The organism is Pseudomonas sp. E141 (genome assembly GCF_052659885.1).
Genome location: NZ_CP084024.1, coordinates 2043593 through 2058869, shown reverse-complemented (window position 1 = coordinate 2058869; position 15277 = coordinate 2043593). Strand labels below are relative to the sequence as shown.

12 protein-coding genes are annotated in these 15277 nt (G+C 60.3%); 6 read left to right on the top strand and 6 right to left on the bottom strand.

Annotated features, from left to right (window positions below):
• Positions 1-14: 14 nt before the first annotated feature.
• From GKKCFE_RS09365 to GKKCFE_RS09350, 4 genes are all read right to left on the bottom strand, one after another.
• Positions 15-263: a DUF1652 domain-containing protein gene (locus GKKCFE_RS09365; RefSeq protein WP_047230189.1), complete on the bottom strand. Its 249-nt coding sequence runs from the start codon at positions 261-263 to the stop codon at positions 15-17.
• Between the two features lie 242 nt (positions 264-505).
• On the bottom strand, positions 506-1993 hold the full coding sequence (locus GKKCFE_RS09360; protein WP_339491524.1) for a helix-turn-helix transcriptional regulator: 1488 nt from the start codon (positions 1991-1993) through the stop codon (positions 506-508).
• A 117-nt stretch (positions 1994-2110) separates the two neighbouring features.
• Positions 2111-3394: a Zn-dependent hydrolase gene (locus GKKCFE_RS09355; RefSeq protein WP_316912953.1), complete on the bottom strand. Its 1284-nt coding sequence runs from the start codon at positions 3392-3394 to the stop codon at positions 2111-2113.
• A gap of 152 nt (positions 3395-3546) precedes the next feature.
• On the bottom strand, positions 3547-5025 hold the full coding sequence (locus GKKCFE_RS09350) for an NCS1 family nucleobase:cation symporter-1 (protein WP_047230186.1): 1479 nt from the start codon (positions 5023-5025) through the stop codon (positions 3547-3549).
• 622 nt (positions 5026-5647) lie between these two features.
• Between GKKCFE_RS09350 and hydA the strand changes: the two genes are divergently transcribed.
• The 3 genes from hydA (at position 5648) to preA (ending at position 9907) form a co-directional block, all read left to right on the top strand.
• On the top strand, positions 5648-7087 hold the full coding sequence (gene hydA / locus GKKCFE_RS09345) for a dihydropyrimidinase (protein ID WP_160892436.1): 1440 nt from the start codon (positions 5648-5650) through the stop codon (positions 7085-7087).
• Positions 7088-7264: 177 nt separating this feature from the next.
• Positions 7265-8632 carry an NAD(P)-dependent oxidoreductase gene (locus GKKCFE_RS09340; protein ID WP_076385282.1) on the top strand — a complete coding sequence of 456 codons (1368 nt, stop codon included), beginning with the start codon at positions 7265-7267 and terminating at the stop codon, positions 8630-8632.
• Positions 8633-9907 carry an NAD-dependent dihydropyrimidine dehydrogenase subunit PreA gene (preA, locus tag GKKCFE_RS09335; RefSeq protein ID WP_047230183.1) on the top strand — a complete coding sequence of 425 codons (1275 nt, stop codon included), beginning with the start codon at positions 8633-8635 and terminating at the stop codon, positions 9905-9907.
• 142 nt (positions 9908-10049) lie between these two features.
• Here the strand turns inward: preA and GKKCFE_RS09330 are convergent, their stop codons facing one another.
• Positions 10050-10670, bottom strand: coding sequence for a TetR/AcrR family transcriptional regulator (locus tag GKKCFE_RS09330; RefSeq protein WP_047230182.1), 621 nt, complete (start codon positions 10668-10670; stop codon positions 10050-10052).
• A gap of 278 nt (positions 10671-10948) precedes the next feature.
• A complete protein-coding gene (locus tag GKKCFE_RS09325) occupies positions 10949-11284 on the bottom strand; it encodes a DUF6124 family protein (protein ID WP_316912951.1) in 336 nt (111 codons plus the stop codon).
• A gap of 821 nt (positions 11285-12105) precedes the next feature.
• Between GKKCFE_RS09325 and GKKCFE_RS09320 the strand changes: the two genes are divergently transcribed.
• From GKKCFE_RS09320 to GKKCFE_RS09310, 3 genes are all read left to right on the top strand, one after another.
• Positions 12106-13293 carry an OprD family porin gene (locus tag GKKCFE_RS09320; RefSeq protein WP_410479140.1) on the top strand — a complete coding sequence of 396 codons (1188 nt, stop codon included), beginning with the start codon at positions 12106-12108 and terminating at the stop codon, positions 13291-13293.
• Positions 13294-13483: 190 nt separating this feature from the next.
• Complete coding sequence (locus GKKCFE_RS09315; protein ID WP_047227597.1) at positions 13484-14305, top strand: NAD-dependent epimerase/dehydratase family protein; 822 nt, start codon at positions 13484-13486, stop codon at positions 14303-14305.
• Positions 14306-14348: 43 nt separating this feature from the next.
• Entirely contained in the window at positions 14349-15254 is a 906-nt protein-coding gene (locus GKKCFE_RS09310; protein WP_047227598.1) for an SMP-30/gluconolactonase/LRE family protein, read from the top strand.
• The last annotated feature ends 23 nt before the right edge of the window (positions 15255-15277 follow it).

Below are 15277 nucleotides of genomic sequence, written 5' to 3'. Positions count from 1 at the left end.
GTTCAGCGGATCACTCAGGCGGGGTCACTTCGATACAGCGGGGTATTTTCAAGCTCATACCGCAACTCATCGATCAGCTTTGCCAGGCTTTCTTCCGAGCGGACGCTGTCGACGCTCATGCCACTCACCACCAGATCCACCTCCCCGCTTTCGCGGTGATACAGACGTACGGTAAGGGTTCCGTCGCCGTTGAGGCTGCATTCGCAGGCCAGTGGCTTGAAGCTTTCTTCGAGTCGGGCGCGCAGGGGGGCCAGTAGGGTCATCCGTTGCTCCTCAGCGCTGTAGCCGTGAGCGACCGGCGGGCAACTGCGGGCTCATAGGCCCGGCAAGCGTCCTGGCGATTGCACGATTGATTCGTTCACTGCTCATTGTGGCGTGTTCCTTGACTGTTTCGTGGGGGACGCGGCATTGCGCAGAGAATGCCGCACCCTCACAGCCTAAGGAGCCAACGGCGCGGGCAAAACCCGAATTTGCACCAGCACGCCCGGTGCATTTGCACTGGCCATTATGGTGCCTTCATTCGCCACTCGTTGGCGAACAGGCCGCGTTCGCGCGCCCAGACGATTGCCTCGCTGCGGCTGTGAACATCGAGTTTGGAGTACAGCGTCGCCACGTGATTGCGCACGGTATTGGGGGCCAGCTTCAAGCGCGCGGCGATTTCCTTGTCGGCCAGGCCCTGGCAGATCAGCCCCAGCACATCACGCTCCCGGGCTGTGAGCTCGGTAAATGAAGTGCTGGGCAACTGGGCGTTGATGCTCTTCACATTGGCCAGTTTTTCGATCAGGGTCCGACTGAACCAGGAGGCATCTTTCATCACCTCTTCGATGGCCGCCACCAGCTCCAACTCCGAGCGTTTGCGTTCGGTGATGTTCATCAACACCAGCAAATAACACGGCTTATCCTGAATGACGACAGTATCGGCTGCCATCTCGCAGTCGATCTGTTCCCCACCTTTTTTGTGAACCTTGACGTCGACACTGGACACGGTTGCGGTTTTTTCCAGCGTGGCAAACAGTGCGGCGCAGGCATCCGCGTCGAGAAAGCCGATTTCCTCCACGGTTTTGCCCAGCAGCTCTTCACTGGCATAACCGGTGGTCTGAAGAAAGGCTTCGTTGATCTCGAGCAGTTGCTGTTCGGCGCTGCACACCAGGGTTGGCACGGGCGTGAGACGGAAAGATTTGGCAAAGCGCTCCTCGCTCTGGCGCAACGCCGTTTCGGCCTTGCGGCGCGGCTCCATGTCCATGAAGGAAAACAGCATGCAGTCTTCGTCATGCAGGTCATCCAGCGGCTGGCCCGCGACAATCACTTGCTTGCTGCCGCCCCCTGGCAGTTTCAACTCAGCCTGCATTTGCGGAATGGTCGCGCCCTGCCCCAGGCGCTCAATGGCCAAGTCACGTTTCTCGGCGGCCTCGAGCACGTCCAGCTCATACACCGAACGCCCGATCACCTGCTCGCGGCTGTAGCCGGTCATTTCCAGAAAGCCTTGGTTGACCTTGATATAGCGCAAGTCACTGAGGCGGCAGATTACCGCCGGCGCCGGGTTGGCACCGAAGGTTCTTTCAAAACGCTGCTCGGCGCTGGCCCACTCGGTGGCATCGCTGAGAATCAGCACCAGCAATTCCGCCTGGCCGCTACGGTCGGTCAGCACCATGCTGCGAATCCGATGAACCCAGGTGCGATCCGGATCAGCCTCGGGCGTGACCTCCACCAATACATCGCTGAACTCATCGCCACGGGCGACCCGGGCAATGGGGTAGTTGTCCGCGGTCAGCGGGTGGTTGTTGCGATAACGCAAATTGAACCGCTGGGCGTATTCCTCGGCGTTGGCCCCCAGCGCCTTGAGGTCAGTGACCCCGTGCATGGTCAACGCCGCTTCGTTGGCCCAGGCGATGGTCTGATCGACTTCGATCAACATCACCCCGTCAGACAGCCCGGCGATGATTTGCAGCAGTTGACGACGATTGGTATCGGTAGTCGGGACATCCTGGCTCATCGGGTCTCCATGTGGTCAGAGGAGCATGGAGATTACGACCATTCGCGGCGATGACACGTTCCCCTATAGGAACTGTCGAGTGCAACGAGGCTGCGATCTTTTAATCCTCAAGCTGCTTCAAGCCGCCATGCGTCCCTCGGCAATTGCCTGTGAGGCGGCGAGCATCGCTCGCAGCAGCACCGCACACCCGGCGGCCAGATCATCCGGGGCGGCGTTTTCGATTTCGTTGTGGCTAATGCCGCCTTCGCACGGCACGAAGATCATCCCGGCCGGCCCCAGTTCGGCGAGGAAGATCGCGTCGTGGCCTGCGCCGCTGACGATGTCCATATGGGACAGGCCCAGCCCTTGGGCAGCACCGCGCACAGCTTCGACACAACCCTTGTCGAAGTACAGCGGAGGAAAATCGGCCGTAGGGGTCAGTTCATACGTCAGGCCGTGTTGCTGACAGGTGTCATCAATGACTTGCCTGACCTCGGCGATCATCGAATCCAGGCGTGCCGGCTCCAGGTGACGAAAATCCAGGGTCATGCGCACTTCGCCGGGGATGACATTGCGCGAACCGGGATAGGCTTGCAGGCAGCCAACCGTGCCGCAGGCATGGGGTTGATGGCCGAGGGCCGCGCGGTTGAGCGCACCGACGATGATCGAAGCGCCGACCAAAGCGTCCTTGCGCAAGTGCATCGGGGTCGGGCCGGCGTGGGCTTCGACGCCCCGCAAGGTCAGATCGAACCACTTCTGCCCCAGTGCCCCCATCACCACACCGATGGTCTTGCGTTCGTCCTCCAGGATCGGCCCCTGCTCGATGTGCGCCTCGAAATACGCCCCCACCGGATGCCCGCTGACCTGGCGTGGCCCGGCGTAGCCGATGGCATTGAGTGCCTGGCCGACGGTAATGCCCTCGGCGTCGGTCTTGGCCAGGGTTTCTTCGAGGGTGAACTTCTCGGCGAATACGCCGGAGCCCATCATGCACGGGGCGAAGCGCGAACCTTCTTCGTTGGTCCAGACCACCACCTCCAACGGTGCTTCGGTTTCTATTTTCAAGTCATTGAGGGTGCGCAGCACTTCCAGGCCGGACAGCACACCGAAGCATCCGTCGAACTTGCCACCGGTAGGCTGGGTGTCGATGTGGCTGCCGGTCATCACCGGTGGCAGGTTCGGATTGCGCCCCGGCCGACGGGCGAAAATATTGCCCACCGCGTCAATGCTGACGGTGCAGCCGGCCGCCTCGGTCCATTGCACGAACAAGTCCCGGGCTTGGCGGTCCAGATCGGTCAGGGCCAGCCTGCACACCCCACCCTTGACCGTGGCACCGAGCTGCGCCAGGTCCATGAGCGACTGCCACAAGCGGTCGCGATTGATGTGCTGTTGGGTGGACTGTAGAACGTCGACGGCTGCGTTCATGGGGGATCTCCAGTTTTTTCAGGCATTTTCTCGTTGTACTTGAGGCCGCTATCGCGAGCAGGCTCGCTCCCACAGGGGATCTGCTGTGCACACAGGCTTGCATTCCCCCCAATCCAGTGTGGGAGCGAGCCTGCTCGCGATGAGGCCCTCCTTTACACCGCAGTTTTAGCGATGGACGGGCTAGCCCGCATACTGCACAACCCGTAATAAATCACCCCGCCCAGTGCCGAGCCGGTGAACCAGCCGTAGCTGTAGAACCAGCTGAATGCGTCGCTGCCCAGCGACAGCAGCGTCAGCACCACGGGCACGCCAAAGGCGATGAAGCCGTTCCAGTTCCAGGCCGGGTAGACGTCGTCGCGGTACAGCCCGGCCAGGTCCAGTTGTTGTTTCTTGATCAGGAAATAGTCCACCACCATGATTCCGGCAATCGGCCCCAGCAGGCTCGAATAGCCCAGCAGCCAGTTGGAATAGACCGACTCAAGGCTGACCTCGGAAACGATCAGACCGAGTTTCTTGAGCAGTTCGTGGGCCATCAGCGCCAGCCCTACCAGCCCGGTCAGCATCACCGCCTTGGTACGGCCGATCAGTTTTGGCGCCAGGTTCTGGAAGTCGTTGGTGGGTGAGACGATGTTGGCGGCGGTGTTGGTCGAGAGCGTGGCGATGATGATCAGCACCATGGCCAGGGCCACCCACAGCGGGCTCTGAATGTGTCCGATCAGGGTCACCGGGTCAGAGACGGTCACGCCCACCAGTTTCGCCGAGGCCGCCGTCATCACCACGCCGAGGGCGGCGAACAGGAACATGGTCAGCGGCAGGCCGATGATCTGCCCCACGATCTGGTCTTTCTGGCTCTTGGCATAACGACTGAAGTCAGGAATGTTCAGCGACAGCGTGGCCCAGAAACCCACCATCGCTGTGAGCCCTGCCAGGAAATAACTGGTCACGCCGGCACCTTCGGGCCGCTTGGCCGGCTGCGCCATCAGTTCGGTCAGGGAGACGTTGGGCAACGCCCACATCAGCAGCCCGACTCCCACCAGCACCAGCAGCGGCGCGGACAGGGTTTCCAGCCATTTGATCGACTCGGCACCGCGCAGCACCACCCACAGGTTCAGGACCCAAAACACCATGAAACCAATCACTTCGCCGGTGCCGCCCAGGCTCTTCCAGCCTTCGAACACCGAGCCGAGAAACAGGTGAATCGCCAACCCGCCGAACATCGTCTGGATTCCGAACCAGCCACACGCCACCAGTGCGCGGATCAGGCAGGGAACGTTGGAGCCGATGACGCCGAAGGACGAACGCAACAGCACCGGGAACGGAATGCCGTATTTGGTCCCGGCAAAGGCGTTCAGGGTCAGGGGAATCAGCACGATGATGTTGGCGAACAGGATGGCCAGCAACGCTTCACCCACCGACAACCCGAAATAGGCCGTGAGCACGCCGCCCAGGGTGTAGGTCGGCACACAGATCGACATGCCGACCCATAACGCAGTGATGTGCCATTTATTCCAGGTTCGCTCGTGCACCTGGGTTGGCGCGATGTCATGGTTGTAACGAGGGCTGTCGAGAACGTCGCTGCCGGCTTCAAGCTCGAATAACCCGTCGCGCTCGGTCACTGTTGATCTGGTCATGTCCGCTCCACTGTTTTCATTATTTTTGCTCATCGACTGGCGATGGCCGGAGTACTTGCATGTAAAGCGCGCGTTCTACCGGCGGCCCTGCCTGGCAGCGACAGCACTCAATAACTGTGCCGATTGCCTCGCCGGGTTGACCGGTTGAACGATATAACACTGACAACTTTATGATATTTAACGCTTTAATTTAATTTCATTGTCCGCTCGCACTGCGCGCCAGTGCCCTTGAGGCTAGATGACCTGCACGTTCTGTCGAGTCCGAGATTCAAAGTGGTGCACCCCACAATATTGCGAAGCGTCTAAACCGTACTTTAACGCCTTTCAAGCTGCTGATTTAGCATGATAAATCTCGCTCAAATAATGATCCTGTCAAGTGCGTCAAAATGGTGAGGCGGCTCACCATTTTGGTGATTTATAGATTAAATTGATATTTTTCAATGAGTTATATATTCAAACAACCCATTAAAAATAATCTTGCCGATTCGTAAAACTCCAGCTAGCTTCTAATCCTGACAGCTGTGACAGGATTAGAACTCTGCACGACTTCATCACTTCCCCATCATGATCTATACAACATAAAGAACCGGCATCAGTCGGTCATGCCTGCGAGGAACTCGGAATGTCTTTGTTGATCCGTGGCGCCACCGTAATAACCCATGATGAACGTTATCGCGCCGATGTGTTGTGTGCCGAAGGTGTGATCAAGGCCATTGGTGAAAACCTGGATGTGCCCGCCGATGTCGAAGTACTCGATGGCAGTGGCCAATACCTGATGCCGGGCGGCATCGACCCGCATACCCATATGCAGTTGCCGTTCATGGGCACCGTCGCCAGCGAAGATTTTTTCAGTGGCACGGCAGCAGGCCTGGCGGGAGGCACGACGTCGATCATCGACTTTGTCATTCCCAATCCCCAGCAATCGCTGATGGAAGCCTTCCACCAGTGGCGCGGCTGGGCGGAAAAAAGCGCCAGTGACTACGGCTTTCACGTGGCGATCACCTGGTGGAGTGAACAGGTTCGTGAAGAGATGGCCGAGCTCGTCAGCCATCACGGGGTAAACAGCTTCAAGCACTTCATGGCCTACAAGAACGCGATCATGGCGGCCGACGACACCTTGGTGGCAAGCTTCGAGCGCTGCCTGGAACTGGGCGCCGTGCCCACGGTGCATGCCGAGAACGGCGAGCTGGTTGATCACCTGCAGCGCAAGTTACTGGCCCAGGGCATTACCGGTCCCGAAGCCCATCCGCTGTCGCGACCATCGCAAGTGGAAGGTGAAGCTGCGAGCCGGGCCATCCGTATTGCCCAGACCCTGGGCACGCCGCTGTACCTGGTGCATGTGTCGACCAAGGAAGCCCTGGATGAAATCACCTATGCCCGCAGCCAGGGCCAGCCGGTCTACGGTGAAGTACTGGCCGGGCATCTGCTGCTCGACGATAGCGTTTATCGCCACCCCGACTGGCAGACCGCCGCCGGTTACGTGATGAGCCCGCCCTTCCGCCCTCGCGGGCACCAGGAGGCGCTCTGGCATGGCTTGCAGTCAGGCAACCTGCACACCACCGCCACCGACCATTGCTGTTTCTGCGCCGAGCAGAAAGCCGCCGGCCGCGAAGACTTCAGCAAGATTCCCAACGGCACCGCCGGTATCGAAGATCGTATGGCGGTGCTGTGGGATGAAGGGGTCAACAGCGGCAAATTGTCGATGCATGATTTCGTCGCCCTCACCTCCACCAACACGGCGAAGATCTTCAACCTTTACCCGCGCAAAGGCGCCATTCGCGTCGGCGCCGACGCCGACCTGGTGCTCTGGGACCCGCAAGGCAGCCGCACGATTTCGGCCAAGACCCACCATCAACAGGTGGACTTCAACATCTTCGAAGGCAAAACCGTGCGCGGCGTGCCCAGCCACACCATCAGCCAGGGCCGGCTGGTCTGGGTCGATGGCGACCTGCGGGCCGAACGCGGAGCGGGACGCTACATCGAACGACCGGCTTACCCGGCGGTGTTCGATTTGTTGAGCAAGCGGGCGGAGTTGCACCGGCCGGTTGCAGTGAAACGCTGATAGCGGCCTACGGCCTATCGCGAGCAGGCTCGCTCCCACACTGGATTTTGAATGGATACAAAATCTGTGTGCACCGCAGATCCCTGTGGGAGCGAGCCTGCTCGCGATGAGGCCAGTCCGGACACAAAAAACACTGCCCACCAGAGGCAGCACCTCAAACACCGTGAGGCCAATTCCATGATCCAGCCCTTGAGTCACCTCCCCCATTCCCAGGAAGACCCGACCACCCTGGCCGCGCGTTTCAGCGACCTGGCGCCGCCGCTCAACCCACGACAGGCGCACCTGGAAGCATCCCGTTGCCTGTACTGCTACGACGCGCCGTGCGTGAACGCCTGTCCGAGCGAGATCGACATCCCTTCGTTCATCCGCAACATCCATCAGGACAACGTTCAGGGCGCGGCGCAGAAGATTCTCTCGGCCAATATCCTCGGCGGCAGTTGTGCCCGGGTCTGCCCCACGGAGATCCTTTGCCAGCAAGCCTGCGTGCGCAACAACGCTCAAGAGTGCGCGCCGGTACTGATCGGCCTGTTGCAACGCTACGCCGTGGACAACGCCCACTTCAGCGAACACCCGTTCAAACGCGCCGCCGCCACCGGCAAGCGCATTGCCGTGGTCGGCGCGGGTCCTGCGGGGTTGTCCTGCGCTCACCGCAGCGCGATGCACGGCCACGATGTGGTGGTGTTCGAGGCCCGGGAAAAGGCCGGTGGCCTCAACGAATACGGAATCGCCAAATACAAGCTGGTGGACGATTATGCCCAGCGCGAACTGGACTTTCTGCTGGGCATCGGCGGCATCGAAATCCGCCATGGGCAAAAGCTGGGCGAAAACCTCAGCTTGAGCGACTTGCATCAGCAATTCGACGCTGTGTTCCTCGGCCTCGGCCTGGCCGCCAGCAAACAACTGGGCCTGAGCGATGAACAGGCGCCGGGGCTGCTGGCCGCCACCGAGTACATCCGCGAACTGCGCCAGGCTGACGACCTTAGCCAGTTGCCGCTGGCCGACCGCTGCATCGTCCTCGGTGCCGGCAACACCGCCATCGACATGGCCGTGCAGATGGCCCGTCTCGGTGCCCGGGACGTCAGCCTGGTGTACCGGCGCGGCCTTGAGGACATGGGCGCCACCGGCCATGAGCAAGACATCGCCAAGGCCAATCAGGTGCGTCTGCTGACCTGGGCCCAGCCGCAACAAGTGCTGCTGGACGAGGCCGGGAATGTGCGGGGCATGCGTTTCTCCCGCACCCACCTGGAGAACGGTCGGTTGGTCACCGGCGCCGACACCTTCGACCTGCCCGCCGACGGGATTTTCAAAGCCATTGGCCAGGCCTTCGATGACCACGCGCTGGCGGACCCGCTGGCCCGGGAACTCAAACGCCAGGATGGACGGATCCTGGTAGACGAGCATTTGCGCACCAGCATCGCCGGCGTGTATGCCGGCGGTGACTGCACCAGCCTGGACCAGGACCTGACGGTGCAGGCCGTGCAGCACGGCAAGCTTGCCGCCGAGGCGATCAACGCTCAACTCATGCTCAACGTGGAGGCTGCGTAAATGGCCGATCTGTCGATTGTCTTCGCCGGCATCAAAGCCCCCAATCCGTTCTGGCTGGCCTCCGCGCCGCCGACCGACAAGGCCTACAACGTGGTACGTGCCTTCGAGGCCGGTTGGGGAGGCGTGGTCTGGAAAACCCTTGGAGAGGATCCGGCGGCCGTGAACGTGTCGTCGCGTTACTCGGCCCACTTCGGCGCCAATCGCGAGGTGCTGGGCATCAATAATATTGAGCTGATCACCGACCGTTCGCTGGAGATCAACCTGCGGGAAATCACCCAGGTGAAAAAGGACTGGCCGGACCGGGCGCTGATCGTGTCGTTGATGGTGCCGTGCGTGGAAGAATCCTGGAAACGCATCCTGCCCCTGGTTGAAGCCACGGGTGCCGACGGTATCGAGCTGAACTTCGGCTGCCCCCACGGCATGCCCGAGCGGGGCATGGGCGCAGCCGTCGGCCAGGTGCCGGAGTACGTCGAGCAAGTCACGCGCTGGTGCAAGACCTATTGCTCGCTGCCAGTGATCGTCAAGCTGACGCCGAACATCACCGACATCCGCGTCGCTGCCCGCGCGGCCCATCGGGGCGGCGCCGATGCAGTGTCGTTGATCAACACCATCAACTCCATCACCAGCGTCGACCTGGACCGCATGGTCGCCCTGCCCATCGTCGGCAGTCAGAGCACCCACGGCGGCTACTGCGGCTCGGCGGTCAAGCCGATCGCGCTGAACATGGTCGCGGAAATCGCCCGCGACCCGCAGACCCAGGGCTTGCCGATTTGCGGCATCGGTGGCATCGGCAGTTGGCGCGACGCGGCGGAATTCATCGCCCTGGGCAGTGGCGCCGTGCAAGTGTGCACGGCGGCGATGCTCCACGGTTTTCGTATTGTCGAAGAGATGAAGGACGGTCTGTCACGCTGGATGGACGATCACGGCCACGCCAACCTGCAGGCATTTTCCGGTCGCGCGGTGGGCAACACCACCGACTGGAAGTACCTGGACATCAACTATCAAGTCATCGCGAAGATCGACCAAGCGGCCTGCATCGGCTGCGGTCGCTGCCACATCGCCTGTGAAGACACGTCCCACCAGGCCATCGCCAGCCTCAAGCAAGCGGACGGGACGCATAAATATGAAGTGATCGATGAAGAGTGCGTAGGCTGCAACCTCTGCCAGATCACCTGCCCGGTGCAGGATTGCATCGAGATGGTGACGGTGGAAACGGGCAAGCCGTTCCTGGATTGGAATCATGATCCGCGTAATCCCTATCATGTAGCGGTCTGAAATTTGCGGTGTCTGGCCGGGCGCCATCGCGAGCAAGCTCGCTCCCACAGAGGATCGTGTCGTTCACAGATGTTGTGTACGCCAGAGATCCAGTGTGGGAGCGAGCTTGCTCGCGATAGGGCCATCAGCCCCAACATACCTCTCAAGGCTCCAACCCAATCCCCCGCAAAATCACACTGGTCACCGTCTGCACCGCCCGTTCAAACTGCATGTCGGACAGTGGCTGGTGATCATTGAGGATGTTGATCTGGTGATCGAAGTCGGCGTAGTGCTGGGTCGAGGCCCAGATCATGTAGAGCAGGCTTGACGGCTCCACGGGGAGGATGCGTTTGTCCTCCACCCACTGGCGGATTTTTGCCTCTTTCATCTTGGCCCAGTCATAGAGGCTGGCATCCAGCGCCTGGCCCAGGGTCGGGGCGCCGTGGATGATTTCGTTGGCCCAGACCTTCGAGCCGTAGGGCCGGCTACGGGAGTGGTTCATCTTGGCGCGGATGTAACTGCTGAGCACCACCCGCGGGTCATCGAACATCTCGAAGCACAAGGCATCCTGCTTCCAGACCTCCAGCAGATCGAACAGCACGGCGCTGTACAGCTCGCTCTTGGTGCTGAAGTAATAATGCAGGTTGGATCGGGGCAGTTGCACCTCGGCGGCGATGTCGGCCATGGCGGTGCCGCCGAAGCCCTTTTCGGCAAAGACCTTTTCGGCGGCCAGCAGGATTTTCTCGACGTTACTGCGACGAATCTCGATCTTGTGATTGCCCATGAGGGCTCCCTGACGACAGCGTTGGTCAAGACTAGCATTCACCCACTTCTGAAAACACCGGCGCTGCTTGTGGGAAAGCTTCTGTGGCGAGGGAGCTTGCTCCCGCTCGGCTGCGCAGCAGTCGTAAAACCGGCTGGCGCGGTATCCCTGGAAAACCGCGCCAGTTCATTTTGGGGCTGCTGCGCAGCCCAGCGGGAGCAAGCTCCCTCGCCACAAAAGCAGGTTCGGGTTGGCCTCTGGGGGTGTTCTTCAAAGGCCAGTTTCAAGGGGTGAGTCAGCTAGTGCGCTTCGACGTTATCCAGCGCACGGTTCGCCAGCAATCCGCTCAATTCGATCAATTGCTGGATGCCCAGGGCGATGTGGCGCCTGGGACCTTCCAGGTCGAAGGCCAAGTCACTGACCATGGCATTGGCCGAGGCCAGGTTTTCGCTGAGGTTGGCGAGCAGGGTTTCGGTGTCGACGCCATTGGCGACGGTGAACAGTTGGCCGGGATCGGCCTCGGATTTGCTGGGTTTGGGCTTGAGGTAGTGGTCGAGGATGCGGTCGGCGGCTTTGTCGAACGCCTTGGAATTGGATGGATCTGTACCGGGTGGGTTGGGGGTTACTTTGAACATTGGTGAATCTCCAAATCGAAAAATGGAGCCATCACTCTCGCTACCAAACGAAGGGTGGCGGCCATACGCGGGTTGGTAGACCGGTGACTTGGAGAACCGGCGCGTCCGAAAACGCCCTGCGCATGACCGCCATAAAACAGATACCAAAACGGACTGTATGACAGGGGCTATGCGTCAAGTCAAAAGCCGGGCTACCAAACCCGATCACTGATTCAATCAGCGACCCGGAAACGATAGAGCCCTGCCCCCCAGACGCACAAGCCGGCGGATTCTGGCGCAGTTGTAGGCAACGGCGCAAGACAACGCAGCCCGACCCCGAACGATCCTACATCTGGATAAACACAAACCCGTTTGGACCCGGCATAGGGTTAAACAACACACCCTTGTGGCGAGGGGATTTATCCCCTCGCCACAAAGGACTTCACCGTCCGTTGGATCGTGCGCATTCGACTAATGTCTTAGACCAGTCATCGCACAACCAAGCACCCTCCCCGCTACTCTCAAACCACGCTTCGACACGGCGCCACGGCCTGCAATCTTGAGCTCGGCCAGCGCCAGCCATTGAAACGTCTCATTTTGAGCACACCCGAGTTGGACAATTCCGATAATGGCCAGTTGACAACGAGGAGCAGCTTCCAAATAATCCACCTCATGTTGTACGACGACGTATGACAAATAAAAACAACAAAAAAGTAGGGAGCGTCATAGTGAGCACACGTGTCCGTTTTTCGCCCAACCACCGTCAAAATCGCCGTACCTTTCTCAACGCCAGCCCCGCCCTGGTCCTTCTCGGTTGCAGCAGCCTTGCCGCGTTCCTGCCAATGTCCGCCAGCGCCGAAGGCTTCGTCGATGACGCTAAGGTCAATCTCAACCTGCGCAACTTCTACATCAACCGCAACTTCACCAACCCGGCTAACGCCCAAGGCAAAGCCGAGGAATGGACCCAGAGTTTCATTCTCGACGCCAAGTCCGGCTTCACCCAGGGCACAGTCGGTTTCGGTGTAGACGTGCTGGGCATGTACTCGCTCAAGCTCGACGGTGGTCGCGGCACGGCCAATACCGCCTTGTTGCCGGTGCATGACGATGGCCGCCCGGCCGATGACTTTGGTCGCCTGGGTGTCGCACTCAAGGCCAAGGTGTCGAAAACTGAGCTGAAAGTGGGCGAATGGATGCCGGTGCTGCCGATCCTGCGCTCTGACGATGGCCGCTCCCTGCCGCAGACTTTCCGCGGCGGTCAGGTCACCTCCACCGAGATCAACGGTCTGAGCCTGTACGGCGGCCAGTTCCGCGCCAACAGCCCGCGTAACGACGCGAGCATGGAAGACATGTCGATGAACGGCCGCGGCGCGTTCACGTCCGACCGCTTCAATTTCGGCGGCGGCGAATACGCTTTCAACGACAAGCGCACCCAGGTCGGCGTCTGGTACGCGGAGCTGTCGGACATCTACCAGCAAAAATATTTCAACCTGACCCACAGCCAGCCCATCGGTGACTGGACCCTGGGCGCCAACCTGGGCTACTTCATCGGCAAGGAAGAAGGCAGTGCCCTGGCGGGCGACCTGGACAACAAGACCGCCTTCGCCATGCTCTCGGCCAAATACGGTGGCAACACCTTCTACGTCGGCCTGCAAAAACTCAGCGGCGACGATGGCTGGATGCGCGTCAACGGCACCAGCGGCGGCACCCTGGCCAACGACAGCTATAACTCCAGCTACGACAACGCCCAGGAAAAATCCTGGCAAGTGCGCCACGACTTCAACTTTGCCGCCGTCGGCGTACCGGGCCTGACCCTGATGAACCGCTACATCAGCGGTGACAACGTACACACCGGCACCATCACTGACGGTAAGGAATGGGGTCGCGAAAGCGAACTGGCCTACACCGTACAAAGCGGTGCGTTGAAGAGCCTCAATGTGAAATGGCGTAACGCGTCGATTCGTCGAGACTTCAGTAACAACGAGTTCGATGAAAACCGCTTGATCGTCAGCTACCCGATCTCGCTTCTTTAAGCCGGGATCGGTCGCCATGGTCGCTTTTCAAATGGGCCATGGCGACGCGACAGCCAAAGGCAGGGACGCCGTTGTAGAGCGATTCGTCGATCAAACGTTGACAAGGTAGCGGTAGGATAAGGATATTCCCTCTCGGTCGTACGACAACTTATAACAACTGATACCTCTCACCGTTTGCTCAGGTAATTTCATGACTACGACACACATTCGCCACCCCTTCAATCGTCTGCTGCTGACCGGTGCTGCCGGCGGCCTGGGCAAAGTCTTGCGTGAACGCCTCAAGCCTTTCGCCCGTCACATTCGCCTGTCGGACATCGCCAACATGGCCCCGGCCATTGATGAAAGTGAAGAAGTGGTGCCGTGCGACCTGTCTGATAAACAGGCGGTGCATCAACTGGTGGAAGGCGTCGATGCCATTTTGCATTTCGGCGGTGTTTCGGTAGAGCGTCCGTTCGAAGAAATCCTCGGCGCCAACATCAGCGGCGTGTTCCACATCTATGAAGCCGCCCGCAAGCATGGCGTCAAGCGCGTGATCTTCGCCAGTTCCAACCACGTCATCGGTTTCTACAAGCAGGACGAGGCCCTCGACGCCCTATCCCCTCGCCGTCCGGATGGCTACTACGGCTTGTCCAAGTCCTACGGCGAAGACATGGCCAGTTTTTACTTCGATCGCTACGGCATCGAAACCGTGAGCATCCGCATTGGCTCGTCGTTCCCCGAGCCACAAAACCGCCGGATGATGAGCACCTGGCTGAGCTTCGACGACCTCACCCAACTGATCGAATGCTCGCTCTATACCCCGAAAGTCGGCCACACCGTGGTGTATGGCATGTCCGCCAACCGCGACGTCTGGTGGGACAACAGCCAGGCCGCGCACCTGGGCTACCAGCCCAAGGACAGCTCCGAAATCTTCCGTGACAAGGTCGAAGCGCAGCCGATGCCGGCCGCCGATGACCCGGCCAGGGTCTACCAGGGTGGCGCCTTTGTCGCAGCCGGCCCGTTCGACGACTGATTCGCCTGTTTTTCATGGGATACGAACGAACCAAGGAATCGCCATGCAAGCCGAATTGATTGTCGATGCACGCAACGCCGTCGGTGAGAGCCCAGTGTGGGTTCCCGAGGAGAACGCCCTGTACTGGGTGGACATTCCCAGCGGTGGGTTGCAGTGCTGGAATGCCGGAACCGGACAGCTCAAAGGCTGGGAAACCCCCGAAATGCTCGCCTGCATCGCCCGTCACCAGGACGGGGGTTGGATCGCCGGCATGGAGAGTGGTTTCTTTCGCCTGCACCCCTTTGATGACGGCAGCCTGGACAGCGAATTGTGCGCCAGTGTCGAGCACGCCCGCACCGACATGCGCCTCAACGATGGCCGTTGCGACCGCCAGGGCCGCTTCTGGGCCGGCAGCATGGTGCTGAACATGGGGGCCAACGCCGACCAGGGGCGGATGTACCGCTTCGATGGCGGACAGCGCGGGCCGGTCGAGGCACAACTGAGCGGGTTCATCGTGCCCAATGGCCTGGGCTTCAGCCCCGATGGGCGCACGATGTACCTCTCCGACTCACATCCGTTGATCCAGCAGATCTGGGCTTTCGACTACGACATCGACAGCGGCACGCCCTCCAACCGACGGCTGTTCGTCGACATGATGCCCCTGGCCGGACGCCCGGACGGCGCGGCGGTGGACGCAGAAGGTTGCTATTGGATCTGCGCCAACGATGCCGGCCTCATCCATCGTTTCACCCCGGATGGCCGACTGGATCGCTCTTTGGCGGTGCCGGTGAAGAAACCGACGATGTGCGCCTTTGGCGGCAGCCGTCTGGATACCCTGTTCGTCACCTCGATCCGACCTGGCGACGACACTGATCCGCAGTCCCTGGCCGGGGGCGTGTTTGCCCTCAACCCCGGCGTCAAGGGCCTTGCTGAAACGGCTTTCGGAGGATCGAAACACGCCGCCAACTGACCTGCATTGCCGCTTCATTCGAT